General features: G+C 60.7%; 24 protein-coding genes and 1 other RNA gene. 16 read left to right on the forward strand and 9 right to left on the reverse strand.

Annotated elements, in window-relative coordinates; all coding sequences use genetic code 11:
- Positions 1 to 50: 50 nt before the first annotated feature.
- Complete coding sequence (locus tag ACJ8PL_RS18800) at positions 51 to 1,538, reverse strand: UxaA family hydrolase (protein WP_261419950.1); 1,488 nt, start codon at positions 1,536 to 1,538, stop codon at positions 51 to 53.
- A 20-nt stretch (positions 1,539 to 1,558) separates the two neighbouring features.
- Complete coding sequence (gene uxaC / locus ACJ8PL_RS18805) at positions 1,559 to 2,971, reverse strand: glucuronate isomerase (RefSeq protein ID WP_079450142.1); 1,413 nt, start codon at positions 2,969 to 2,971, stop codon at positions 1,559 to 1,561.
- A gap of 284 nt (positions 2,972 to 3,255) precedes the next feature.
- Here uxaC and ACJ8PL_RS18810 point away from each other — a divergent pair, with 284 nt between their 5' ends.
- From ACJ8PL_RS18810 to ACJ8PL_RS18860, 11 genes are all read left to right on the forward strand, one after another.
- A complete protein-coding gene (locus ACJ8PL_RS18810) occupies positions 3,256 to 4,554 on the forward strand; it encodes an MFS transporter (protein ID WP_015379157.1) in 1,299 nt (432 codons plus the stop codon).
- 121 nt (positions 4,555 to 4,675) lie between these two features.
- A complete protein-coding gene (exuR, locus tag ACJ8PL_RS18815; RefSeq protein ID WP_004937137.1) occupies positions 4,676 to 5,452 on the forward strand; it encodes a transcriptional regulator ExuR in 777 nt (258 codons plus the stop codon).
- A gap of 186 nt (positions 5,453 to 5,638) precedes the next feature.
- A complete protein-coding gene (locus ACJ8PL_RS18820) occupies positions 5,639 to 6,085 on the forward strand; it encodes a hypothetical protein (protein WP_004937135.1) in 447 nt (148 codons plus the stop codon).
- A 136-nt stretch (positions 6,086 to 6,221) separates the two neighbouring features.
- Positions 6,222 to 6,902, forward strand: coding sequence for a DedA family protein (locus ACJ8PL_RS18825; RefSeq protein ID WP_004937132.1), 681 nt, complete (start codon positions 6,222 to 6,224; stop codon positions 6,900 to 6,902).
- Positions 6,899 to 7,273: an EnvZ/OmpR regulon moderator MzrA gene (mzrA, locus tag ACJ8PL_RS18830; protein WP_004937130.1), complete on the forward strand. Its 375-nt coding sequence runs from the start codon at positions 6,899 to 6,901 to the stop codon at positions 7,271 to 7,273. The genes ACJ8PL_RS18825 and mzrA overlap by 4 nt, the downstream gene beginning before the upstream one ends.
- Before the next feature lie 242 nt (positions 7,274 to 7,515).
- Positions 7,516 to 7,887, forward strand: coding sequence for a DUF1090 domain-containing protein (locus ACJ8PL_RS18835; protein ID WP_048794645.1), 372 nt, complete (start codon positions 7,516 to 7,518; stop codon positions 7,885 to 7,887).
- A gap of 162 nt (positions 7,888 to 8,049) precedes the next feature.
- Complete coding sequence (locus ACJ8PL_RS18840; RefSeq protein ID WP_004937125.1) at positions 8,050 to 8,355, forward strand: DUF883 family protein; 306 nt, start codon at positions 8,050 to 8,052, stop codon at positions 8,353 to 8,355.
- Between the two features lie 2 nt (positions 8,356 to 8,357).
- Positions 8,358 to 8,759: a phage holin family protein gene (locus ACJ8PL_RS18845; protein WP_015379160.1), complete on the forward strand. Its 402-nt coding sequence runs from the start codon at positions 8,358 to 8,360 to the stop codon at positions 8,757 to 8,759.
- On the forward strand, positions 8,756 to 9,043 hold the full coding sequence (locus tag ACJ8PL_RS18850) for a YqjK-like family protein (protein ID WP_016930185.1): 288 nt from the start codon (positions 8,756 to 8,758) through the stop codon (positions 9,041 to 9,043). Before ACJ8PL_RS18845 ends, ACJ8PL_RS18850 begins: the two co-directional genes overlap by 4 nt.
- A 295-nt stretch (positions 9,044 to 9,338) precedes the next feature.
- Positions 9,339 to 9,734: a DoxX family protein gene (locus ACJ8PL_RS18855; protein WP_016930186.1), complete on the forward strand. Its 396-nt coding sequence runs from the start codon at positions 9,339 to 9,341 to the stop codon at positions 9,732 to 9,734.
- Between the two features lie 70 nt (positions 9,735 to 9,804).
- Positions 9,805 to 10,791 (forward strand): glutathione S-transferase family protein, encoded by a 987-nt coding sequence (locus tag ACJ8PL_RS18860; RefSeq protein ID WP_284065610.1) that lies wholly within the window; start codon positions 9,805 to 9,807, stop codon positions 10,789 to 10,791.
- Between the two features lie 51 nt (positions 10,792 to 10,842).
- Here ACJ8PL_RS18860 and ACJ8PL_RS18865 read toward each other — a convergent pair whose 3' ends face one another.
- On the reverse strand, positions 10,843 to 11,739 hold the full coding sequence (locus ACJ8PL_RS18865; RefSeq protein WP_004937113.1) for a LysR family transcriptional regulator: 897 nt from the start codon (positions 11,737 to 11,739) through the stop codon (positions 10,843 to 10,845).
- 107 nt (positions 11,740 to 11,846) lie between these two features.
- On the opposite strand from ACJ8PL_RS18865, the gene ACJ8PL_RS18870 reads away from it, so the two are divergent.
- Positions 11,847 to 12,548, forward strand: a complete 702-nt coding sequence (locus tag ACJ8PL_RS18870; protein WP_028128304.1) for a pirin family protein — start codon at positions 11,847 to 11,849, stop codon at positions 12,546 to 12,548.
- A gap of 57 nt (positions 12,549 to 12,605) precedes the next feature.
- Here ACJ8PL_RS18870 and rnpB read toward each other — a convergent pair.
- Positions 12,606 to 12,983, reverse strand: an RNA gene (gene rnpB, locus ACJ8PL_RS18875) — RNase P RNA component class A.
- Between the two features lie 41 nt (positions 12,984 to 13,024).
- A complete protein-coding gene (gene rsmI / locus ACJ8PL_RS18880; RefSeq protein WP_442531324.1) occupies positions 13,025 to 13,888 on the reverse strand; it encodes a 16S rRNA (cytidine(1402)-2'-O)-methyltransferase in 864 nt (287 codons plus the stop codon).
- 62 nt (positions 13,889 to 13,950) lie between these two features.
- Here rsmI and ACJ8PL_RS18885 point away from each other — a divergent pair, with 62 nt between their 5' ends.
- Genes ACJ8PL_RS18885 through dolP form a run of 4 tightly spaced genes read left to right on the forward strand, consistent with a single transcriptional unit; the run spans position 13,951 to position 17,567 of the window.
- A complete protein-coding gene (locus ACJ8PL_RS18885) occupies positions 13,951 to 15,990 on the forward strand; it encodes a penicillin-binding protein activator (protein ID WP_442531325.1) in 2,040 nt (679 codons plus the stop codon).
- Positions 15,987 to 16,340, forward strand: coding sequence for a YraN family protein (locus ACJ8PL_RS18890; protein ID WP_442531326.1), 354 nt, complete (start codon positions 15,987 to 15,989; stop codon positions 16,338 to 16,340). Before ACJ8PL_RS18885 ends, ACJ8PL_RS18890 begins: the two co-directional genes overlap by 4 nt.
- Positions 16,341 to 16,391: 51 nt before the next feature.
- Positions 16,392 to 16,982: a DnaA initiator-associating protein DiaA gene (diaA, locus tag ACJ8PL_RS18895; protein WP_004937103.1), complete on the forward strand. Its 591-nt coding sequence runs from the start codon at positions 16,392 to 16,394 to the stop codon at positions 16,980 to 16,982.
- A 9-nt stretch (positions 16,983 to 16,991) separates the two neighbouring features.
- Complete coding sequence (gene dolP / locus ACJ8PL_RS18900; RefSeq protein ID WP_004937101.1) at positions 16,992 to 17,567, forward strand: division/outer membrane stress-associated lipid-binding lipoprotein; 576 nt, start codon at positions 16,992 to 16,994, stop codon at positions 17,565 to 17,567.
- 39 nt (positions 17,568 to 17,606) lie between these two features.
- On the opposite strand, the gene mtgA is transcribed toward dolP, so the two are convergent.
- The 4 genes from mtgA to ACJ8PL_RS18920 form a co-directional block, all read right to left on the reverse strand.
- Entirely contained in the window at positions 17,607 to 18,338 is a 732-nt protein-coding gene (gene mtgA / locus ACJ8PL_RS18905) for a monofunctional biosynthetic peptidoglycan transglycosylase (RefSeq protein ID WP_004937100.1), read from the reverse strand.
- Complete coding sequence (gene elbB / locus ACJ8PL_RS18910) at positions 18,335 to 18,988, reverse strand: isoprenoid biosynthesis glyoxalase ElbB (RefSeq protein WP_079450138.1); 654 nt, start codon at positions 18,986 to 18,988, stop codon at positions 18,335 to 18,337. Before elbB ends, mtgA begins: the two co-directional genes overlap by 4 nt.
- A gap of 237 nt (positions 18,989 to 19,225) precedes the next feature.
- The gene (arcB, locus tag ACJ8PL_RS18915; RefSeq protein ID WP_016930193.1) at positions 19,226 to 21,565 is read right to left on the reverse strand and encodes an aerobic respiration two-component sensor histidine kinase ArcB; all 2,340 of its coding nucleotides are present in this window, start codon (positions 21,563 to 21,565) and stop codon (positions 19,226 to 19,228) included.
- 92 nt (positions 21,566 to 21,657) lie between these two features.
- Positions 21,658 to 22,596: a TIGR01212 family radical SAM protein gene (locus ACJ8PL_RS18920; RefSeq protein WP_079450137.1), complete on the reverse strand. Its 939-nt coding sequence runs from the start codon at positions 22,594 to 22,596 to the stop codon at positions 21,658 to 21,660.
- Between the last annotated feature and the right edge of the window lie 631 nt (positions 22,597 to 23,227).

Here is a 23,227-nt window from a genome sequence, read left to right on the forward strand (position 1 = left end):
CGCCTTGCTTCATCAAAAAGGCGCTCCCTCGAGCGCCTTTTTTATCAGCCTTACAGCGTCACCCCGCTTTTAAATATCGCCAGCTCGCGGAAGTCGTTGGTTTCATTACGCGCCGGACGCCCGTTGGCGATCTCGACAATCAGGTCGATGAAGCGGCTGAGCAACGTCTCCATCGCCACGCCGTGAACCAGGCCGCCGGCGTCGAAATCGATCCAGTGCGGTTTCTTCGCCGCCAGCTCGCTGTTGGTCGCCAGCTTCACCGTCGGCACAAAGCCGCCGTACGGCGTGCCGCGCCCGGTGCTGAACAGCACCATATGACAGCCGGCGCCGGCCAGCGCGCTGGTCGCCACCGCATCGTTGCCCGGCGCGCTGAGCAGATTCAGCCCCGGCACGCGCAGCCGCTCGCCGTATTTCAACACGTCCACCACCTGGCTTAGCCCCGCCTTTTGGGTGCAGCCAAGCGACTTCTCCTCCAGCGTGGTGATGCCACCGGCCTTGTTGCCCGGCGACGGATTCTCATAAATCGGCTGCTGATGGGCAATGAAATAGCGTTTGAAATCGTTGATCATGTCGACGGTTTTGCCGAAGGTCTCCCCATCGCGACAGCGGCTCATCAGAATGCGCTCGGCGCCGAACATCTCCGGCACTTCGGTCAGCACCGTGGTGCCGCCGTTGGCGATCGCATAATCGGAGAACCGCCCCAGCAGCGGGTTGGCGGTGATACCCGACAATCCGTCCGAACCGCCGCACTCCAGGCCGAACTTCAGCTCGCTCAGGCGGCCCGGCTCGCGGCGATCGTGGCGCATCTCCCGGTACAGCTCGTGCAACAGCGCCAGCCCGACTTCCACTTCGTCGTCCTGTTGTTGGCACACCATAAAGCGCAGCCGCCGCTCGTCCTCTATCCCCAACGTGGCGCGAAAGGCATCCACCTGATTGTTCTCGCAACCCAGCCCGATCACCAGCACCGCGCCGGCGTTGGGATGGCGCGCCAGATTTTGCAGCATGATGCGAGTATTGGCATGATCCTGCCCCAGCTGCGAGCAGCCGAACGGATGGCTGAACAGGTGAACGCCGTCGATCCCGTCCGCCTGCGTTTGCTGCAAAAAGCGCTGTTGGATCTGACGGGCGATGCCGTTGACGCAGCCGACGGTCGGCACGATCCACAGCTCGTTGCGGATCCCCACTTCGCCGCCGGCCCGGCGGTACAGCTGCACCTCGCGATCCGCCGCCTGCGGCGGCAACGTCGGGAACTGCGGCTGGTAACGGTAGCTGTCCAGATCGCTCAGGTTGGTTTTGACGTTTTGCGAATGAATGTGCTCCCCAGGCGCAATGGCCGCGAGCGCATGGCCGATCGGCTGGCCGTATTTGATGATGTCTTCGCCCTCGGCGATCGGGCCGAGCGCAAATTTGTGCCCGCGCGCCACCGGCTGCGCCAGTTGGATGACCGCGCCTTCCAGCTCAACGCACTCTCCGGCAGCCAGATCGCGCAGCGCCACCGCCACGTTATCCTGCTCATGAATCTTTATCGTACTTTGCATAAACCGGTCCCGGATAACGGCTACGCCAGTTCAATGGCGAAATAGTCTTTGGCGTTGTCGAAGCAGATGTTTTTCACCATCTCGCCCAGCAGCGCGATATCCGCCGGCGCTTCGCCGTCCGCCACCCAACGACCGATCATCTGGCAAAGGATGCGGCGGAAGTATTCATGGCGCGTATACGACAGGAAGCTGCGACTGTCGGTCAGCATGCCGACGAAGCGGCTCAGCAGCCCGAGCTGCGCCAGCTGCGTCATTTGGCGCTGCATGCCGTCCTTCTGATCGTTGAACCACCAGCCGGAGCCGAACTGCATCTTGCCCGGCGTGCCTTCCCCCTGGAAATTGCCGATCATGGTGCCGATCACTTCGTTATCGCGCGGGTTGAGGCAGTAGAGAATGGTTTTCGGCAGGCCCCCCTGCCGCGCCTGGGCATCCAGCAGCCGCGACAGCGGTTCCGCCAGCGGCCGATCGTTGATCGAGTCGAAGCCGATATCCGGCCCGACGGCGGCCAGCATGCGGCTGTTGTTATTGCGCAGCGCGCCGATGTGATACTGCTGCACCCAGCCGCGGCGCCGGTATTCGCCGGCCAGGAACAGCAGCACCGCGCTTTTGAACTGGGCGCTCTGTTCCGGCGTCGGCAGCTCGCCGTTCAGGCGGCGCAGCAGGATCGCATCCAACGTCGCTTCATCGGCCTCGCCGAACACCACCACGTCCAGCGCATGATCGGCCACCTTGCAACCGTGGGCGGCGAAGTGATCCATGCGCTTGTACAGCGCGTCGCACAGCGTGCTGAAGCGGCCGATGGCGGTGTCCGCCGCCGCCTCCAACTGCCGCAGATAGTCGTTGAAGCCGGGCGCATCGATGGTGAAAGCCTTGTCCGGCCGCCAGCTCGGCAATACCTTGATATCGAAGCCAAGATCGTCGGCGATCGCCCGATGGTGGCGCAGATCGTCGATCGGATCGTCGGTGGTGCCGACCATTTTCACGTTCATCTGCCGCATGATGCCGCGCGCGCGAAACGCATCCTGCGCCAATAGCGCATTACCGCGCTGCCAGATCTCATCCGCCGTGGCCGGCGACAGCAGCGTGCCGGTGATGCCGAACGGCCGACGCAGCTCCAGATGCGTCCAGTGATAGAGCGGGTTGCCGATGGTGTGCGGCACCGTGGCGGCCCAGGCGTCGAATTTCTCGCGATCGCCCGCATCGCCGGTGCATAACCGCTCCGCCACGCCGTTAGTGCGCATCGCCCGCCATTTGTAGTGATCGCCCCGCAGCCAGATATCGTACAGGTTGCTGAAGCGGGTATTCTCCGCGATCTGCTGCGGCGGCAAATGGCAGTGATAATCGAAAATCGGCTGCGGCGCCGCATAATCGTGATACAAGCGCCGGGCAAATTCGCTGTCCAGCAGGAAATCTTCGCTCAAAAACGTCGCCATCTCGGGCTCCTTACTTGCCGTGCGGCACGGGGTTCGAATCACAAAAGTTATCACACCAATTTTAACTAGCGTCCAGCAGATTTTTCCCGATGTCTGCCGTTCATCCTCTCTCCACGCCCTTTTTCGCTCAATTTACCGGCAAAAATGCCCTATTTCACCGGCCACAGTATCGCTCAGGCGAATAATTCCTTTTGTGATATCACTCAACTTTTAAACCTGTATGACAGGTTATTGTCTCGCCAGCCGCATCGACGGCCACACCTTCAAACGGGGAGACATTTCGGATGCGTAAAATTAAAGGGTTACGCTGGTACATGATCGGACTGGTGACCATCGGCACCGTGCTGGGCTACCTGACCCGCAACGCCATCGCCGTCGCGGCGCCGACGCTGGAAGATACGCTGCACATCACCACCCAACAGTATTCCTATATCGTCGCCGCCTATTCCGCCTGCTACACCGTGATGCAACCGGTGGCGGGCTACGTGCTGGACGTGCTGGGCACCAAGGTCGGTTACGCCATGTTCGCCATTCTGTGGGCGCTGTTCTGCATGGGCACCGCGCTGGCCAACAGCTGGGGCGGCCTGGCGCTGGCGCGCGGCGCGGTCGGCATGGCCGAGGCGGCGATGATCCCCGCCGGACTGAAGGCCAGCAGCGAGTGGTTTCCGGCCAAAGAGCGTTCGATCGCCGTCGGTTATTTCAACGTGGGGTCATCGATCGGCGGCATGATCGCCCCACCGCTGGTGGTATGGGCCATCGTGGCGCACAGCTGGGAAATGGCGTTCATCATCACCGGCGTGCTGAGCCTGATCTGGGCCATTTGTTGGCTGCTGTTCTACAAACACCCGAAAGATCAGAAGAAACTGAGCCAGGAAGAGCGCCGTTACATCCTCGAAGGCCAGGAAGCGCAGCACCAGACCTCTAACGCCAAAAAGATGTCCGCCTGGCAGATCGTGCGCAACCGCCAGTTCTGGGGCATCGCGCTGCCGCGCTTTCTGGCGGAACCGGCCTGGGGCACCTTCAACGCCTGGATCCCGCTGTTCATGTTCAAGGCCTACGGTTTTAATCTGAAAGAGATTGCCATGTTCGCCTGGATGCCGATGCTGTTCGCCGATCTCGGCTGCATCGTCGGCGGCTACCTGCCGCCGCTGTTCCAGAAGTATTTCAAGGTTAATCTGATCGTTTCACGCAAGCTGGTGGTGACGATGGGAGCGGTGTTGATGATCGGCCCCGGCATGATCGGCCTGTTCACCAGCCCTTACGCGGCTATCGCGCTGCTGTGCGTCGGCGGCTTCGCCCATCAGGCGCTGTCCGGCGCGTTGATTACCCTCTCTTCCGACGTATTCGGCCGCAATGAGGTGGCGACCGCCAACGGGTTGACCGGCATGGCGGCCTGGACAGCCAGCACGCTGTTCGCCCTGGTGGTCGGCGCCCTGGCGGACACCCTCGGCTTCAGCCCGCTGTTCGCCGCGCTGTCGGTCTTCGACATTCTCGGCGCCATCGTCATCTGGACGGTGTTGCAAAACCGCCCGGCCGCCGAAACGCAGCCGGCCACGCTGCAGCCTGCCCCGGCGCGCAGCTGATCCCGCCGCCCGGCCGCTGCGCGCCGGGCCTCTTGCTCCTCTGGCAGCGGTGCCGAATAAGTGGTATAACAAATCCGATGGCCACGCGCCCCTTCCCACCGCACCGTATAGAGCATTCACTATGGAATTCACCGAAACCAGACGCCTGTATCAGCAACTGGCCGCCGAGCTCAAGCAACGCATCGAAAGCGGCCGCTACCCGGTAGGCGACAAGCTGCCGGCCGAGCGATACATCGCCGAAGAGATGAATGTCAGCCGCACCGTGGTGCGCGAAGCGATCATCATGCTGGAGGTGGAAGGCTATGTGGACGTGCGCAAAGGATCCGGGATCCACGTGGTGTCCAACCAGCAAAAGCACCTGGTGGTGCCGGGCGACAGCATCGAGTTCGCCACCGCCGGCCCGTTTGAGCTGCTGCAGGCGCGCCAGCTGATAGAAAGCAACATCGCCGAATTCGCCGCCACCCAGGTGACCAAACAAGATATCGTGCAGTTGATGGAGATCCAGGAGCACGCCCGTAAAGAGGATCGCTTCCGCGACTCGCAGTGGGATCTGAAGTTCCACGTGCAGGTGGCGCTGGCCACCCAGAACACCGCCATGGCCACCATCGTGGAAAAAATGTGGGTGCAGCGGGTCAACAACCCTTACTGGAAAAAACTGCATGAACATATCGACGAACGCTCGATCGCCAGCTGGTGCGACGATCACGATCAGATCCTCAAAGCGCTGATGCGCAAAGACCCTTACGCCGCCAAACTGGCGATGTGGCAGCACCTGGAAAACACCAAACAGATGCTGTTCAACGCCACCAGCGATGACTTCGAATACAACGCCGATCGCTACCTGTTCGCCGAGAATCCGGTGGTGCATCTGGATGGCGTGAACCACGAGCCGAAATAGCCACGGCGGTCAAAAACCGTCGGCTTATGTCAGGTAATGTAAAATCCGCTGAATCGATGCCGGAACCGCCGTTTGCCGTGTACTATTTCACCGTCGGCAACGTAGATTTCCCTGTTGCCAATCGTGCTATTTTGGTAGAGTTAGCCCACTTTTTTACCCATTGCTGCGGGGGCGGGACGCGAATAAATGCGCTGGTTGTTTGCCATGCTGATTGCTGTTTTCTGCTGGACCGGTTCGGTCTCCGGCCAACAGCTATGCGTGGCGTCACCCAAGCCAACCCCCAGCGCGCTGAGCAGCCTGCCGCTGCTGGCGGAGCCGGCGCTTTCCCCCTATGATCATGTGTATCGGGCGCCGGCCGAAGCGCGCCGCAAAGCCCCCGGTAAGTTGCCGCTGCTGCTGCCCAGAGCGCACTCTTTCTCCGGTTCGCTGCTCGCATCCTCCCTGCCGGCGCCGGTCTATACCCTGGCCGCAGAGCCGGGTTACCGAATTCGCTTCCCCCGCCAGGACACCCCGGCCCCCAACCGGCTTGCCCAGGTCGACTGGATGCTGGACGCTTCCAGGCAACAGAGTCGCCAGGCCGGTTGGAAAGAAAGCAACATGCAGTACCGTGGCACGCTGACTTACCACCTATGACCGGTGTCGCACCGCTTAGAAACCTTAAAGCAACGCCGTTTCATCGTTATCAGCACTCAGGATCGCCGCGCGCTTTCAGCTCACGCCCGCTCCGCCGCTGAGATAAAAATAAACAATGACGTTTTAGGAACACCGGATGGACATCATTAAAGAACTGATACATGCCTTATGGCAGCAGGATTTTGAGACGCTGGCGAACCCTTCGTTGGTGTGGACCCTCTACATCCTGCTGTTCATGATCCTGTTTTTGGAGAACGGCCTGCTGCCGGCCGCTTTCCTGCCGGGTGACAGCCTGCTGATCCTGGTCGGCGTCCTGATCGCCAAAGGCACCATGGGCTTCCCATTGACCATCGTTATCCTGACCGTCGCCGCCAGCCTGGGGTGCTGGGTCAGTTATATACAAGGCCGGTGGCTCGGCAATACGCGAACGGTGCAAGGCTGGCTTTCGCATCTGCCGGCTCACTACCATCAACGCGCTCACAACCTGTTCCACCGCCACGGCCTTTCCGCCCTGCTGGTCGGCCGCTTCCTGGCCTTCGTGCGCACCCTGCTGCCAACCATCGCCGGCCTGTCCGGCCTGAGCAACGCGCGCTTCCAGTTCTTCAACTGGATGAGCGGCCTGCTGTGGGTCTTGATCTTGACGACGCTGGGCTTCGCCCTGGGGAAAACTCCGGTGTTCCGCAAGTATGAAGATCAGCTGATGTTCTGCCTGATGATGTTACCGCTGGTATTGCTGGTGGTCGGGCTGGTCGGCTCGTTGATCGTGTTGTGGCGCAAGAAGCGCGCCAACAGCCAGAACCCGGGGAAAGGGGCGTGACAGCAAAGCGCCCGCGCTGGCAATACGTCCTGATGATCGCGCTCGCCCTGCTGGCGTTGGCGACGCTGTTGGTGCCCTGTATGGTACGCACCGAGAGCGAGCTGCGCATCCGCGCCAGCCAGCAAGGGCTGTCGCTGCCCGACGGCTTTTATGTCTACCAGCGCCTGGATGAACGCGGCATCCGCATCAAAAGCATTACGCCGGAAGGCGATGGCCTGGTCATCCGTCTGGATTCGCCAGAGCAGCAATTGCTGGCGCGCGAAGCGTTGCAAACCATTCTGCCGCCCGGTTACCACATCGCATTGAGCGAGTCCCCCGTGCCGTCGCATTGGGTGCGCGAATTTGCGCGTTCCCCACTCAATCTGGGATAATCCCCCTTCATATGAAGGGGTTTCCTTTCATTGCCATTATCTTCATTTTCATTCGCATCGATTAGCTCAAGAATTAATCAGTCAGCACTGGGTCACGGCTGATTCTTTGGGGGCTCGCCGGTTTCATGACTATGCTGAAGGGTAACTTCAGCCGGCGATGAACGCCCTCCTCTCGTGCTGCCGCCTTCGGCAGCCAGGAAAGCGGATGCCTGTTCAGGCATCTCATGAAAAGGAACTGAAAGATGAAATTACGCCACTCACTGTTACTGCTGTTGCCACTCTGCACGCTGCCGGCGCTCGCTTCGGCCGCTGAGGGCGGCTGCGCCGCCAAAGCGCAAGACATCCAGCAGCAAATTGACTACGCCACCCAACACGGCAACACCCGCCGCGTGGAAGGGCTGAAAAAAGCGCTGAGCGAAGTGCAGACCCACTGCACCGAAGCCGGCCTGCAGGCCGAACGCCAGAAAAACATCGCAGAGAAACAGCGCAAGGTCGACGAGCGCCGGCAGGAGCTGAAAGAAGCGCAGCAAACCGGCAAGCTGGACAAGGTCGCCAAGAAACAGCAAAAGCTGACGGAAGCGCAGGCTGAGCTGAAACGCGCCCAGGCGGAATAATTTTTATACCAGCGGATTTGTCGATGAGAGCCCCATCGTACGGGATTTCTTAAGCATATGGAATTGATGTCTGGTGTTATCTGCTGACCATCACCCCTTTGCTCCGGCGAAAAAATCCGCTATGTTAAAAGTCTGTCGAAATAAACGTTAAGGAATAATCACATGGCACATGATTCAAATGCAGAAAACTTACGCGCTGAACTGAAGTCCTTAGCCGATACGCTGGAGGAAGTGCTGAACTCCTCCACCGACAAGCCGAAAGCCGAGTTGGAGAAGCTGCGTTCGAAAGCGGAAGGCGCGCTGAAAGAGACCCGCGCTCGCCTGAGCGACGCCGGTGACAAGCTGGCTTCGCAAACCAAACAGATCGCCGGCCAGGCCGACGACTACGTGCGCGACAACCCGTGGACCGGCATCGGTATCGGCGCGGCGGTCGGCGTGGTGTTGGGCGTGCTGCTCGCGCGTCGTTAATCATGGCTGAACAACCGCAAGTTCGCGCGCAGGGCCCCGCCAAAGGGGTCCTGGATATCGGTCAGCGCATCATCACGATCCTGGTCGGCATGGTGGAAACCCGTGTCCGGCTGGCGGTAGTCGAGCTGGAAGAGGAGAAAGCCAACCTCATCCAGCTGCTGATCATGGCCGGCATGACGCTGCTGTTCACCGCCTTCGGTTTGATGAGCCTGCTGATCCTGATCTTCTGGGCCATCGATCCGGTCTACCGGCTGGTGGCGCTGGGCGCAACAACCGGCGTGCTGCTGTTCCTGGCCGTGGTCGGTACCATCTGGACGCTGGTCAAGGCTCGTCGCACCACGCTGCTGGGCGCCACGCGCAAGCAGTTGGAACTCGACCGCGCCGAACTGGAGCGCGAACCATGAGCCGCCGCCGCTACCTGGAATGGAAAAAAGAGAGACTGATTCGCCAGATCCAGCAACAGCGTCTGGATCTGGCCGAACACAAGTCTTTGTGGCTGGAAAAGACCGAACGCATTGACCGCGGCTGGCAGACAGTGTTTGGCCTGCGCCGCTATCTGGTACTCGGTTCCAGCGTCATGGCGCTGTACGGCATCCGCCACCCCAGCAAGATGATCCGCTGGTCGCGTCGTGCTTTCGGCGCCTGGAGCGCTATTCGACTGTTTAAAAAGACGTTTTCCTCCAAGTAAGCCACTTAGCCTTTCCTTCAAACCTCCTGTTGCTCTGCCCGCATTTTCTCCCTTGATACAACGCGTCTAACCCCGGGGCCGGGCAACCTGCTGATCGGCGGTATTTTATTAGCACGCTAAAGATTCAGATTTTTTGAAAAATTACGACAGTTTTACTTGCTAACAACCTGAGCACTTCCCGCTTAACATTCACTCCATCAATACGATACGGAGCGGACAGGGTCAGAGACCCGCTACGCCGCCCGTTGATATGACTACCGCCGAACAGGCACACAAAAACACTTTGGAGTAGATGATGAAAAAATTAGAAGATGCAGGTTTGCTGGTTGCTCGTATCCTGATGCCAATCCTGTTTATCGTGGCAGGCTACGGCAAAATGGGTGACGCTTACGCCGGAACTCAACAGTACATGCAATCGATGGGCGTGCCTGGCTTCTTGCTGCCGCTGACCATTCTGCTGGAGTTTGGCGGCGGTCTGGCGATCCTGTTCGGCTTCCTGACCCGCACCGTGGCGCTGTTCACTGCCGGTTTCACCATCCTGACCGCGCTGCTGTTCCACACTGATTTTGCGGAAGGCGTAAACCAGCTGATGTTCATGAAAAACCTGACCATCGCCGGCGGCTTCATCGTGTTGGCGGTCGCAGGCCCGGGCGGCTTCAGCATCGACCGTCTTCTGAACAAGAAATGGTAATCTAAACTGTCATTCAGGGCCCGGCATGCCGGGCCCTGTCGTTTTTCACTCGGACACCAAGGAGATTCCCATGGGACAACTCGTCGATGGCGTTTGGCAAGACATCTGGTATGACACGAAATCTACCGGCGGCCGTTTCAAACGTTCAACCGCTCAGTTTCGCAATTGGGTGACCGCCGACGGTCAGGCCGGCGAACACGGCGCAGGCGGCTTCCAGGCCGAAGCGGGCCGTTATCACCTGTACGTTTCTCTCGCCTGCCCCTGGGCGCACCGCACGCTGCTGATGCGCAAATTGAAAGGGCTGGAGCAGATCATTCCGGTCTCGGTGGTGCACCCGCTGATGCTGGAAAACGGCTGGACCTTCGGCCAGGATTTTCCTGAAACCACCGGCGATCCGCTGTATCACGCCGACTTCCTGTACCAGATCTACCTGCGGGCAGACCCGCACTACAGCGGGCGCGTGACCGTGCCGGTGCTGTGGGATAAACAGCGGCAAACCATCGTCAGTAACGAATCCGCCGACATCATCCGCATGTTCAACAGCGCGTTTGACGGCGTCGGCGCTCGGGCTGGGGACTACTACCCGACCGATCTGCGCGGCAAGATCGATGAGCTGAACGGCTGGATTTACGATCAAGTGAACAACGGCGTGTACAAGGCCGGTTTCGCCACCAGCCAGGAAGCCTATGACGAAGCGGTCAACGGGGTATTCAACGCGCTGGAGCGCCTTGAGCAGATCCTGGGGCAACATCGCTACCTGACCGGCGATCGGCTGACCGAAGCCGACCTGCGTCTGTGGACCACGCTGGTGCGTTTCGATCCGGTGTACGTCACCCACTTCAAGTGCGACAAACACCGCATCAGCGACTATCTGAACCTGTACGGCTTCCTGCGCGACATCTATCAGATGCCGGGCATCGCCGAGACGGTCAGCCTGCCGCACATTCGCAACCACTACTACCGCAGCCACGCCACCATCAACCCGCACGGCATCATTTCCATCGGGCCGGCGCAGGATCTGGACGAGCCGCACGGCCGCGACCAGCGCTTCGGTTAAGGCGAAAAAAATCCCCTTGCCGCCCGGCAAGGGGATGTCATCCCACCGATGTTAACGTTGCGCGAACAGGCGCGGGATTTCGCGCAGGAACCAAGCCTTCGCCTCCCCCATGCTGTCGCGCCGCCAGGCCATGATGATGTCGGCTTCGCGGCTGTATTCCGGCCCCACCACGCGCAGCCGGCCGGCTTCGATATCTTTCTCCACCATCGGATACGGCATGGTCGCCACCCCCAACCCGGCCAGCAGCGCCAGACGTTTGTCTTCAATGGTGCTCACCGTCAGGCGCTGTTGCTTGTCCAGCAGCTGTACGGTCAACACCGGGCGCTCGCGAGCGGTATCCGCCACCGCGATGCCGCGGTATTTCACGCGGGTCACCTCGGACAACGGCTCCGGCTCCTGGTGGATAGGATGATCCGGCGCGGCGACATAAACGCTCATGACCTTGTACAGTTTGCGGGTGTTGATCTCCGACGACGCGCGAAAATGCATGTCCGGCGCGATCACAATGTCGGCGCGCCCCTGTTCCAGCCGCTCCCAGGCGCCCGCCAGCACTTCGGTGAAAATCGACACCTGGGTGTTGGCCTTCAGCGCCAGCTTGTCCACCAGCGGGAACAGCAGGCTTGGCGGCGACAGCGCTTCACTGACGATGGTCAGGTGGGTTTCCCAACCGCGCGCCAGCGCCTCGGCGTCGGTGGTCAGCTTATCGGCCGCCTCCAGCAGCACCCGCCCGCGCTCCAGCAACATGCGCCCGACGTTGGTGAACTTGGTGCGGTGGCCCGAACGGTCGAACAGCACCACGTCCAATTCTTCTTCCAATTTTTGCATGGTGTAGCTGAGCGCCGACGGCACCCGGCCCAATTCGTCGGCGGCCGCGGCGAAACTGCCACGCCGGTCGATCGCATCCATCACTCTCAGCGCCTCAAGCGTGAGCGCCCGATCTCTGGCCATCACATCCCTCTGTCAGGAAATTTGAATATGCCGACCAGATTAACTGGCTAACAATCCGACGTCCAGATGCTTACCATTTGGATAATGAATTTAGAGAGCCGATTGCCATGATTACATGCAGAACAGCACAACAATGCGGGCAAGCTGACTTTGGTTGGCTGCAGGCTCGCTACACCTTTTCCTTTGGTCACTACTTCGATCCCAAACTGATGGGCTACGCGTCGCTGCGGGTGTTGAATCAGGAGGTGCTGGCACCGGGCGCGTCGTTCCAGCCGCGCACCTATCCCAGCGTGGATATCCTGAACCTGATCCTGCAGGGCGAGGCGGAATACCGCGACAGCGACGGCAACACCGCGCGCGCCAAAGCCGGCGAGGCGCTGCTGTTGGCCACCCAGCCGGGCCTGAGTTACAGCGAACAGAACGTCAGCAGCGATACGCCGCTGACCCGCCTGCAGCTGTGGCTGGACGCCTGCCCGGAACGCAACAACGAGCGGGTGCAGCGCCTGGCGCTGCCGGCGGCAGGCAACCTGCTGCTGGCCTCGCCGGACGGCGCGCAGGGCAGCCTGCAGCTGCGCCAGCAGGTTTGGATCCACCATCTCGATCTGCAGTCGGGCGAAGAACAAACGCTGACGATTAACGGGCCGCGCGCCTATTTGCAGTCGATTCACGGCACCATCGCCGCCACCGGCGAGCGCCACGAGGAACAGCGTCTGACCTGCGGCGACGGCGCCTTCGTGCGTGAGGAGAATCGCCTGACGATCCGCGCCGAGACGCCGCTGCGCGCGCTGCTGATTGACCTGCCGGTGTAAGCCGGCCGAAAAACGAAAAACCCCGCGCAACTGGCGTTGCGCGGGGTTTTCTTTTGTCGAGGGAGTTGACCGGTAAGCCGGGTTCTGTCGTGGACAGTCATTCCTCTAGGCCAGCAATCGCTCACTGGCTCAAGCAGCCTACCCGGGTTCAGTACGGGCCGTACCATGTGAACCCCTATTTGGCCTTGCTCCGGGTGGAGTTTACCGTGCCACGAACTGTTGCCAGCCGCGCGGTGCGCTCTTACCGCACCCTTTCACCCTTACCTGATCCCGCTTGCGCGGGCCATCGGCGGTTTGCTCTCTGTTGCACTAGTCGTAGGCTTGCGCCTCCCAGGCGTTACCTGGCACCCTGCCCTATGGAGCCCGGACTTTCCTCCCCTCCATCTGTCTCCCCGAAGAGGACGGCAATGAAGCGGCGACTGTCTGGTCAACTCCGGCGCGGATAGTAGCGTCGCGACGGCGGCAGGTCAACCGCTTTACGGCTGTTGTTGCTCCAGCGCGTGCTTATACAGCGCATTTTTCTTCACGCCGTGGATTTCCGCCGCCAGCGCCGCCGCCTTTTTCAGCGGCAGCTCTTTTTGCAGCAGCGCCAGCGTGCGCAGCGCCTCGAGCGGCAGCGCATCCTCCTGCGCCTTGTGGCCTTCGACGATCAGCACCATCTCACCGCGGCGGCGCACTTCATCTTCCTGCACCCACGCCAGCAGCTCGCCCACCGGCGCGCCGTGGATGGATTCCCAGGTTTTGGTCAGCTCACGCGCCAGCACCACATAGCGCTGCGGGCCCCAGACGGTGACCATGTCCTGCAGGCTTTCCAGCAGGCGATGGGTGGATTCGAAGAAAATCAGCGTGCGCGGTTCCTCCGCCAGCGCCATCAGCGTATCCTTGCGTCCCTTGGTTTTCGCCGGCAGGAAGCCTTCGTAGCAGAAACGGTCGGAAGCGACGCCCGCGGCGCACAGCGCGGTGGTGGCGGCGCAGGCGCCCGGCAGCGGCACCACGCGAATGCCGGCCTCACGGCAGCGGCGCACCAGGTGATAACCGGGATCGTTGATCAGCGGCGTGCCGGCGTCGGACACCAGCGCGATGCTCTGGCCTTCCTGCAGTTTCGCCAGCAGCTGATCGGCCTTTTGCTGTTCGTTGTGATCGTGCAGCGCGAACAGACGCGCGTTAATCGCGAAGTGTTGCAGCAGCAATCCGGTATGGCGCGTATCTTCCGCCGCGATCAGATCAACGCTTTTCAGTACCTCTAACGCACGGTGGGTGATATCGCCCAGATTGCCGATGGGGGTGGGCACCACATACAGCGTTGATGCAGAAATGACTGATTGTTGGTGTTGATTCATTGTTTCATCCGGGTTGCCGATTTAATATTGAGCATCTTGAAAAAAACATCACTGGATACAGTATGCTTTCCTCAACATTCGTTCGTACCAAAGCAGGGCGTTCCAAGCCTGTCCGACTTACCGCAGTCATCGCGGCCGCCCTTTTCCTGGCAGGCTGTCCAAGTCGGGCCCCGCAAACGCCGCCCGCCAATATACAGGACGAAGCGAGCGCCAGCTCCGATTACTACCTGCAGCAGTTGCAGCAAAGCAGCGATGATAACAAGGCTGACTGGCAATTACTTGCTATTCGCGCCTTGCTGCGTGAAGGAAAACTGCCGCAGGCCGGCGACCAGTTGAATCAGTTGCCGAAAAACCTCAACGGCGCACAGCAGACTGAACGCCAGTTGCTGACTGCCGAACTGCAGATCGCCAACAAGAGCTACGTCAGCGCCCGCAGCACGCTGGGCCACCTGGACAGCGGTGCGCTGTCGCCGAATCAGAAGGTGCGCTACTACCAGGCGCAGATCGCCGCCAACCAGGGCAAAGCGTCGCTGCCGCTGATCCGCGCCTATATCGCTCAGGAGCCGTTGCTGACCGGCAAGGCGCACCAGGACAACCTGGATCAAACCTGGCAGGCCCTGCTGCAACTGCCGCCGCAGGAGATGAACAGCCTGGTGATCAACGCCGACGAGAACGTGCTGCAAGGCTGGCTGGATCTGCTGCGCGTCTATCAGGACAACAAGCAGGATCCCGATCTGCTGAAGGCCGGCATCAAAGACTGGCAGAACCGTTATCCGAAGAACCCGGCGGCCAAAACGCTGCCGGCTCGCCTGAACCAGGTGCTGAACTTCACCCAGGCCTCCACCTCGAAAATCGCCCTGCTGCTGCCGTTGAACGGCCAGGCGAAAGTGTTCGCCGACGCCATCCAGCAAGGCTTCGAAGCGGCGAAAAACGGCGGCTCCATGCCGGCGCCGCAGCCTCAAGCCGCGCAACCGGCCAGCACGCCGGCTCAAACGGCGCCGGCCGATCAGGCCACTACGGGTGACATCAACGCCAACGGCGCTGTCAGCCCTTCGGCGCAAGAGAGCCAGCCCGCCGTGACCGCCGCGCAACCCGCTGCGCCGTCCAGCGCGCCGATAACGCCGCCGCAGGCCGCCAACGCGCAGGTCAAAGTGTACGATACCACCAGCCAGCCGCTGGCCGCCTTGCTGAGCCAGGCGCAGCAGGATGGCGCCACTCTGGTTGTCGGGCCGCTGCTGAAAGAGAACGTCGATCAGTTGTCCGCCAGCACCACCACGCTGAACGTGCTGGCGCTCAACCAGCCCGAAACGCCGAAGGACAATCTGAACATCTGTTACTTCGCCCTGTCGCCGGAAGATGAAGCGCGCGACGCCGCCCGCCACATCTGGGAACAGCAGAAGCGTCAACCGCTGCTGCTGGTGCCGCGCGGCGCCTTCGGCGATCGCGTCGCCAGGGCCTTTAACCAGGAATGGCAGAAGCAAGGCGGGCAAACCGTGTTGCGCCAGGACATCGGCTCGGCCGGCGAGCTGCGCCAGATGGTGAACAGCGGCGGCATCCGCATGACCGGCACGCCGATGTCGAGCGCCCCGGCGCCGCAGAGCGTCACCATCGCCGGGCTGACCATTCCTGCGCCGCCGAGCGACATGCCCGCCGCCACCGGCGGCAGCGTCGACGCGGTGTACATCGTCGCCACGCAGTCTCAGCTGACGCTGATCAAACCGATGATCGACATGGCCACCAGCTCGCGCGGCAAGCCGGCGATGTACGCCAGCTCGCGCAGCTACCAGGCCGGCGCCGGTCCGGACTTCCGTCTGGAAATGGAAGGCCTGCAGTTCAGCGACATCCCGCTGCTTGCCGGCTCAAACCCTCAACTGTTGCAGCAGGCCAGCGCGCGTTTCCGCAACGACTACTCGCTGGTGCGCCTGTATGCAATGGGGATGGATGCCTGGACATTGGCCAACCACTTTGCTGAAATGCGCCAGCTGCCGGGCTTCCAGGTTTCCGGCACCACCGGCACGCTGAGCGCGTCGCCGAACTGCGTGATCAACCGTAAGCTGCCTTGGCTGCAATACCGTCAGGGCACGGTCGTTCCAGTCTCTTGAACCCACGCGCCTCAGGGGCGGGCTATGAGTTACTGGCCCGCCGTCACCTGGAACACGCCGGGCTCACCTTCTGCGCCGCCAATGTCGCGGTGCGCGGCGGTGAGCTCGACCTCATCATGCGCGACGGCACCACCTGGGTGTTCGTCGAAGTGCGCTACCGCCGCAACGACGCCTTCGGCGGCGCGGCCGCCAGCGTCACCTTTCGCAAACAACAGCGGTTGCTGCACGCCGCCGCCGTCTGGCTGGTGGGGCGCGGAGCCAGTTTTGACACATCATCTTGCCGTTTTGATGTTTTGGCCATTACCGGTAGCCAGTTAGAATGGATACCCAACGCCTTCAATGCGGATTAATCGGGGTTTTACGGCGCAGACCGGCCCTTTGACTTAGTGGATTAATACAACGTGCTGGATAGAATTAAAGTCTGTTTCACCGAAAGCATCCAAACCCAGATCGCGGCGGCGGAAGCACTGCCGGACGCCATTTCCCGCGCTGCGATGACGCTGGTTCAATCCTTACTCAACGGCAACAAAATCCTGTGCTGCGGCAACGGCACCTCGGCAGCCAACGCGCAGCACTTCGCCGCCAGCATGATCAACCGTTTTGAAACCGAGCGCCCCAGCCTGCCGGCCATCGCTCTCAACGCCGACAACGTGGTGCTGACGGCAATCAGCAACGATCGGCTGCACGACGAAGTGTACGCCAAGCAGGTGCGTGCGCTCGGGCACACAGGCGACGTGCTGCTGGCGATTTCCACCCGCGGCAACAGCCGTGATATTGTGAAAGCGGTCGAGGCGGCCGTTACGCGCGATATGACCATCGTCGCGCTCACCGGCTACGACGGCGGCGAGCTGGCCGGGCTGCTCGGCCAGCAGGATGTCGAAATCCGCATCCCGTCGCACCGCAGCTCGCGCATTCAGGAAATGCATATGCTGACCGTAAACTGCCTGTGCGACCTGATAGACAATACGTTATTCCCCCACCAGGACGATTAAGGAACTGAGATGAAGCTAAAAGCCACATTTGCAGTGCTGTCCAGCGCCCTGCTGTTGCAAGGCTGTATCGCCGGCGTCGTCGTCGGCAGTGCGGCCGTCGCGACCAAAACCGCCACCGACCCGCGCAGCGTAGGGACCCAGGTGGATGACGGCACGCTGGAAGCCAGGGTCGAAAGCGCCCTGAGCAAAGACCAGCAGTTGAAGAAAGATGCCCGGGTGGTCGCCACCGCCTATCAGGGCAAGGTGCTGTTGACCGGCCAGTCGCCTAACGCCGATCTCACCGCGCGCGCCAAGCAGATCGCCATGGGCGTGGAAGGCACCACCGAAGTGTATAACGAAATCCGTCAGGGCACGCCGGTCAGCCTGAGCACCGCGTCCTCCGACACCTGGATCACCACCAAGGTGCGTTCGCAGCTGTTGACCAGCGATACGGTGAAATCGTCCAATGTGAAGGTCACCACCGAAAACGGCGAAGTGTTCTTGCTGGGCCTGGTCACGCAGCAGGAAGGGCAGTCGGCGGCGCAGATCGCCAGCCAGGTCAGCGGCGTGAAGCACGTCACCACCGCCTTTACCTACGTGAAATAATCCGCCTGGCGGGAGCGGCGCCGTGCCGTTCCCGCCCGTTTAATCCAGCTTGTTCTCGCGTAAAAACGCTTCCCCGCCCAGTTGCCGCATCTGCCGCATGATCCACTGTTGACGCTGCACCACATAGCCGGACGGCGCATCGGCCCTGAAGCGATGCGGATTCGGCAATACCGCCGCCAACAGCGCCGCTTCGGCCGCGCTCAGACGTTTGGCCGGCTTATGGAAAAAGCGCTGTGAAGCCTCTTCCACGCCGAACACCCCATCGCCGAACTCGACGATGTTCAGGTACACCGTCAGAATACGCCGCTTGGTCCACACCAATTCGATGCCCGACGTCAGCCCGGCCTCCAATCCTTTGCGCAGCCAGCTGCGGCCATCCCACAAAAACAGGTTCTTGGCGGTTTGCTGCGACAGCGTGGACGCGCCGCGGATGCGCGTCGGGCGCTTCTCGTTGTGGCTGAGCGCCTTTTCAATGGCCGCCACGTCGAAGCCCCAATGGTCTGGAAACTTCTGATCTTCCGCCGCCATCACCGCCAGCGCCATTTGCGGCGAGATGTCGTCCATCGACACCCAGTCCGAATGGGCGACATAGCCGAAGTCGCCGCTCAGCCAGGCGCTGACCTGCCGCTCCACCATCACGGCGGAAAACGGCACCGGCAGGAAGGCAAAGAGCACAATGCCCAACACCCACAGGCCGATAATCGCGATGACGCCGCGCTTCAGCCAGTACCACGGGCGCAGCCGCCGCCATCCGACGAGCGATTTTCTCATTCAGCCAGTTCCAGCACCCGCGCCACCAGCTTATCGATGCCCAGGGCCGCCTGCGCGATAGACGGCGCCAGCATATAGGCCGGCGTGGTCACGATCTTATGTTCGCGATCCACCACAATGTCGTCCACCGGGCAAATCACCGGTTCGCCGCCCATGGCGTCAATCACTTCCCCCAGATCCGGATCGTTGCCAATGGTGAGCCGCGCTTGTTGATCCAGCAGTTTCGGCAACAGCGCCGGCGCGATGCACATCAGGCCAATTGGTTTGTTGGCCTTATGCATCTCGCGCGTCAGGCGCGCCAAATCTTCATCGACCCAACATTCCGCGCCGGCTTCGGCGAAATTGCTGAGGTTCTTGGCGGCGCCAAAGCCGCCGGGCACGATCAGCGCATCCAGCTGCGCGGCCTCCGCCAGCGCCAGCGGCTGCACCGCACCGCGGGCAATGCGCGCCGATTCAATCAGAACATTGCGCGACTCCGCCGCCTCCTCACCAGATAAGTGATTAATAACATGGCGTTGTGGTTTGTCAGGCGCAAAGCACACCGCCTGGGCGCCGGCACGATCCAACGCCAGCAGCGTCAGCACCGCTTCATGGATCTCCGTACCGTCATAAACGCCGCTGCCGCTGAGGACTACACCCACCTTTTTCATCACTCTTACTCCTGTCGCTGCTGTCAACTGGTTCGTGCTCGGAGTTGACAAACACTAATCTACATCACACATTTTAATGAATCTTCTAACAAGAGCGCTTACATTTGCTATGTTGTTGGCTGTATGATGTTTAGGAATTCGCAACAACCTGCTCGACCAGAACACTGAAACCAATACGCAGGTTCACAATTTCCCTGGTGTTGGCGCAATATTCGCGCACCCCGGCTTAGGTCGGGGTCATTTTTTTTCAGCGTTCTCAACCCAAGCCCGCAGTACCTGCACGTCGTTGCGCCACTCTTGTTTCAGCTCATCCACCCAATCCTGCACGTTATCCCACCAGGCCGGCAGCGTCGGCGTTTGAATCTGCTGCGCCAGCTGCTGCAGATGGCGCAGACCGACCGAACCGGCGGCGCCCTTGATCTTATGCCCTTCCTCAGTGATGCCTTTCTGATCGCGCGCCGTCATGTTGGAGTCCAGCACCGCCAGATAGCCCGGCATCATCTGTTCGAACATCTCCAGACTTTGGTGGATCAACTGCGGGCCAACCAGATCCATGTACTGTTCCAGCATCGCGGTATCGAGTAACGACTCATTAATCTGCATCGCCTTGTGCTCCGTTTTCTTTGAAGTGTGAGAAGGTTGATGATCCCAATAGTGTTTGATGACCTTGGTCAGCGCCGGCACCGACAGCGGCTTGCTCAGCACATCGTCCATGCCCGCCTCGAGATACTCTTTTTTGTCTTTCAGCACGTTGGCGGTCAGGGCCACCAATGGCGGCAGCGCCTGCCCGGCATAGCGCTCGCGCAGCGCCCGGGCGATGTCCAGCCCGGTCATGTCCGGCAGTTGAATGTCCAGCAGCACCAGATCGAACTCGTCCGGATCGAACATCGCCAGCGCATCGTGGCCGTTCATCGCCACGTCGACGCTGTTGCCCAGCTTCTCCAGCACCGAGCGCGCCACGATCACGTTCAGTTCGATATCCTCCACCAGCAGGATGTGCAGCGCCGGCAACGGCAGCGCCTCTTCTTCCGGCGCCGCGCTGACGGCTTCCTGCACCGCCGGCGCCTTGATGGTTAAGGTAAAGCAAGAACCGTGCCCTTGTTCGCTGCGCACGGTAATGTCGCCGCCCATGCTCTGCGCCAGCCGCTTGGAGACCGCCAGCCCGATGCCGGTGCCGGTGGCCGGGCGGCCGCCGCGCTGATCTTTCACCTGGTAATACATGGCGAAGATCTTGTCCTGCTCGTCCTGCGGGATGCCCATGCCCGAGTCTTCCACCTCGAACACCAGTTTCTCCTGCGCCTCGCGCCGCACGCGCACCACAATTTGCCCCTGCTGGGTAAATTTCACCGCGTTGCCGATCAGATTCCACAAGATCTGCCGCAGGCGGGTGCCGTCGGTCACGATCTGCTGCGGCAGCGGCGTCTGCGGCTCCATGACGAACTGCAGCCCTTTCGGCTGCGCCAGCAGGCCCGAGAGGTTCTCCAAATCCGCCAGAAAACCGGTGAAGTCCACCGGCTGGTTGTCGAGCTGCACCTTGCGCCGCTCGAGCTTGTCCATTTCGATAATGTCGTTGAAGATATTGCCGAGGGTGATGGCGCTGACGTGGATGGTCTTCAGGTATTTCAGCTGCTCGTCGTTCAGCTCGGTATCGAGCAGAATGCGGCTCAGGCCGACGATGCCGTTAAGCGGCGTACGCAGCTCGTGGCTGATGGTGGAGATAAAGGTGGTCTTCTCCCTGCTGGCGTTCTCCAGCGCGTCCTGGTAGCGCTTACGCTCGGTAATATCGCGGCCGAAGCCCATCAGCCCGTGGCGTTTGCCTACCCGGTCGTAAAACGGCACCTTGCGCAGCTCGAAACAGGCCTTGCGGCCGTCGGGATACACCAGCCACTGTTCGTAGGTCAGCGAGACGTTGTGGCGGAACACCTTCTCGTCGGTCTCAATGACCTTTTCGGCGATCTCCTGGCCGTAGACGTCGAACGGCGTCAGGCCAATCAGCTGCTTCTCGCTTTTGCCGGTCAGCAGCTCCATCGCGCGGTTGCAGCCGGAAAACTCTTTGTCTTCGTTGCGGTAGTAGACCAGATCCGGCGAGGCATCGAGGAAGGAACGCAACAGCGCCGATTGCTGGCCCAGCTCAATCTGCGCCAGCTCGCGCTGTTCCATCTCTTCGGTCAGCTTTTCCATCACCTGCAGGCGCTCTTCTTCCGCCTTGATACGGTCGGCGATCTCCTGATTCAGCTGGCTGATATTGTCTTTGAGCTGCTGATTGAGCTCCAGATCGCGGTGGCGCATCTCTTCGAGCTTGTCCACCAGCCGCGCCAGCCGTTGGCGCGACTCTTCCAACTGTTCCACCACCACCGAGAGAAAATAGACCGCCCACGGGGTGATCAACAGGCCGAAGAAGATCGAACGCACCACGTCGATGCTTTCCACTTCGCCGCGCAGCAGCATGGTCACCGCCATCTGCACCACCATCGCCAGCACCACCAGCGCCGAGGCCAGCAGCAGCGAGAAGCGCACCAACCCCAGTTTCACCATTAAATCAACGTAGTACTGGGCCAACACCCGGATTTGCTTCATAGCGGCTCCCTTCAGACACAATCTTTTGAATCATACCGTAAAACAGCGGTGAGATAAGGCGGCAAACGCCGAAGTGTGGCAAAGATTGCACTTCAGAGCGGCATGCCGGGCCGGTAGCGCCGTTTTTCATCCAGCGCGCTGCCCTGCCCGCCGTGCCGTTGCAGATAAGCGCCGACCGCCTGCATGCCGCTCCAGCGGTTTTCGCACCACAGCGGCGCCAGCAGCGTCGGCCGCCGGGCGCTGGCGGAAAGACGGTGGTACACCACCTCGCCCGGCGTATGGCGGATCATCTCCCCGGCGCTGGCGGCGTAATCCTCCAGCGCCAGTTCGGGCAACCGCCCGGCCTGCCACGCCCGCGCCAGGATACTGCCGGTGACGACGTGCAGCGGATGCAGCTTGATGCCGTCGACGCCGGTCTCCGTCACCCGCTGCAGCGTGAGCAGATGATCGCGCGGGGTTTCTCCCGGCAGCCCGACGATCAGATGGCAGCACACCTTCAGCCCGCGCTGCCGGGCCAGCCGCGCAGTCTGCTGATAACAGCGAAAATCATGGCCGCGGTTGATGCGCTTCAGTGTTTTATCATGCGCCGTCTGTAGCCCCAGCTCCAGCCACACCTCATAGCCTTGCTCGCGGTATCCCGTCAACAGATCCAGCGCGGCGGCCGGCACGCAGTCCGGCCGGGTGCCGACGCACAGTCCGACCATGGCGCTCTGCGCCAACGCCTGCCGATACATCGCCTCCAGCCGTTCAACCTCCGCATAGGTGCTGGTATAGGCCTGGAAATAGGCCAGATAGCGCCGCGCCCGATCGACCCGCGCAGCCTGCTGCGCCAGCTGTTCGGCGATGCTCTGGCGCTGCATCGCCTCATCGGCAAACGAGGCGACGTTGCAGAACGTACAGCCGCCGCGCCCCAACGTGCCGTCGCGGTTAGGGCAGCCGAATCCGCCGTGCAGCGTGAGTTTATGGATCTTTTCGCCATAGCGGCGCTGGAGATCCGCGCCAAACATATTGACTAATTGCGGCAACTGCATAATCTTGGTGGTTCTCTGTGTTCAAAGCCGCGATGCTAATAAGAAACGGTTTTTCCCGCGATGACAGAGATCAACGCTTTCCCCGCAAGGCGCCACCAGGCATAACTATTCATCATAAATGCAAATCAATTCACTATAATTCTGATGAATTATTCTAATCGTCACGCAACCGTTAACGGCAATATGACAACACGGTGAAAAATAGTTATAAACATCAGCCAAGCAATATCTTATAGAATAAAATTCTGGCATTAACCCCCGCACTAGCATGGTGCAGAGATTAAGGGGTTGCACTATAGTGAGACAGCTCACACTTCTGCGGGGATCGGCGTTGCCCCACGATAGTGCAAAAATGCATTAAAACACTTATTTTTCAAACAAATAAACATCACTAATTCGATAAGAATCTATCTTAAGCCCACATTTGACCTGCGAATTCTTTCTCGCTAAGTTGGAAGTCCGCTGGAAGCTTTCTGGACGGGCAAACGTCTCGTCATATTTATGCAGTAATTGAAGACTCCCTCTTAAAACAAGTCCTATACCACTTGTGAGACCGTCACGAGAGGCCATTGATGGAGGGCGGAAAAGCAGATTGGCGGGGTTAACTTGCTGATTGGACTTCTGCCTGAAA

This window comes from Serratia sp. CY83965 (genome assembly GCF_052166375.1).
Classification (GTDB): Bacteria; Pseudomonadota; Gammaproteobacteria; order Enterobacterales; family Enterobacteriaceae; genus Serratia; species Serratia marcescens.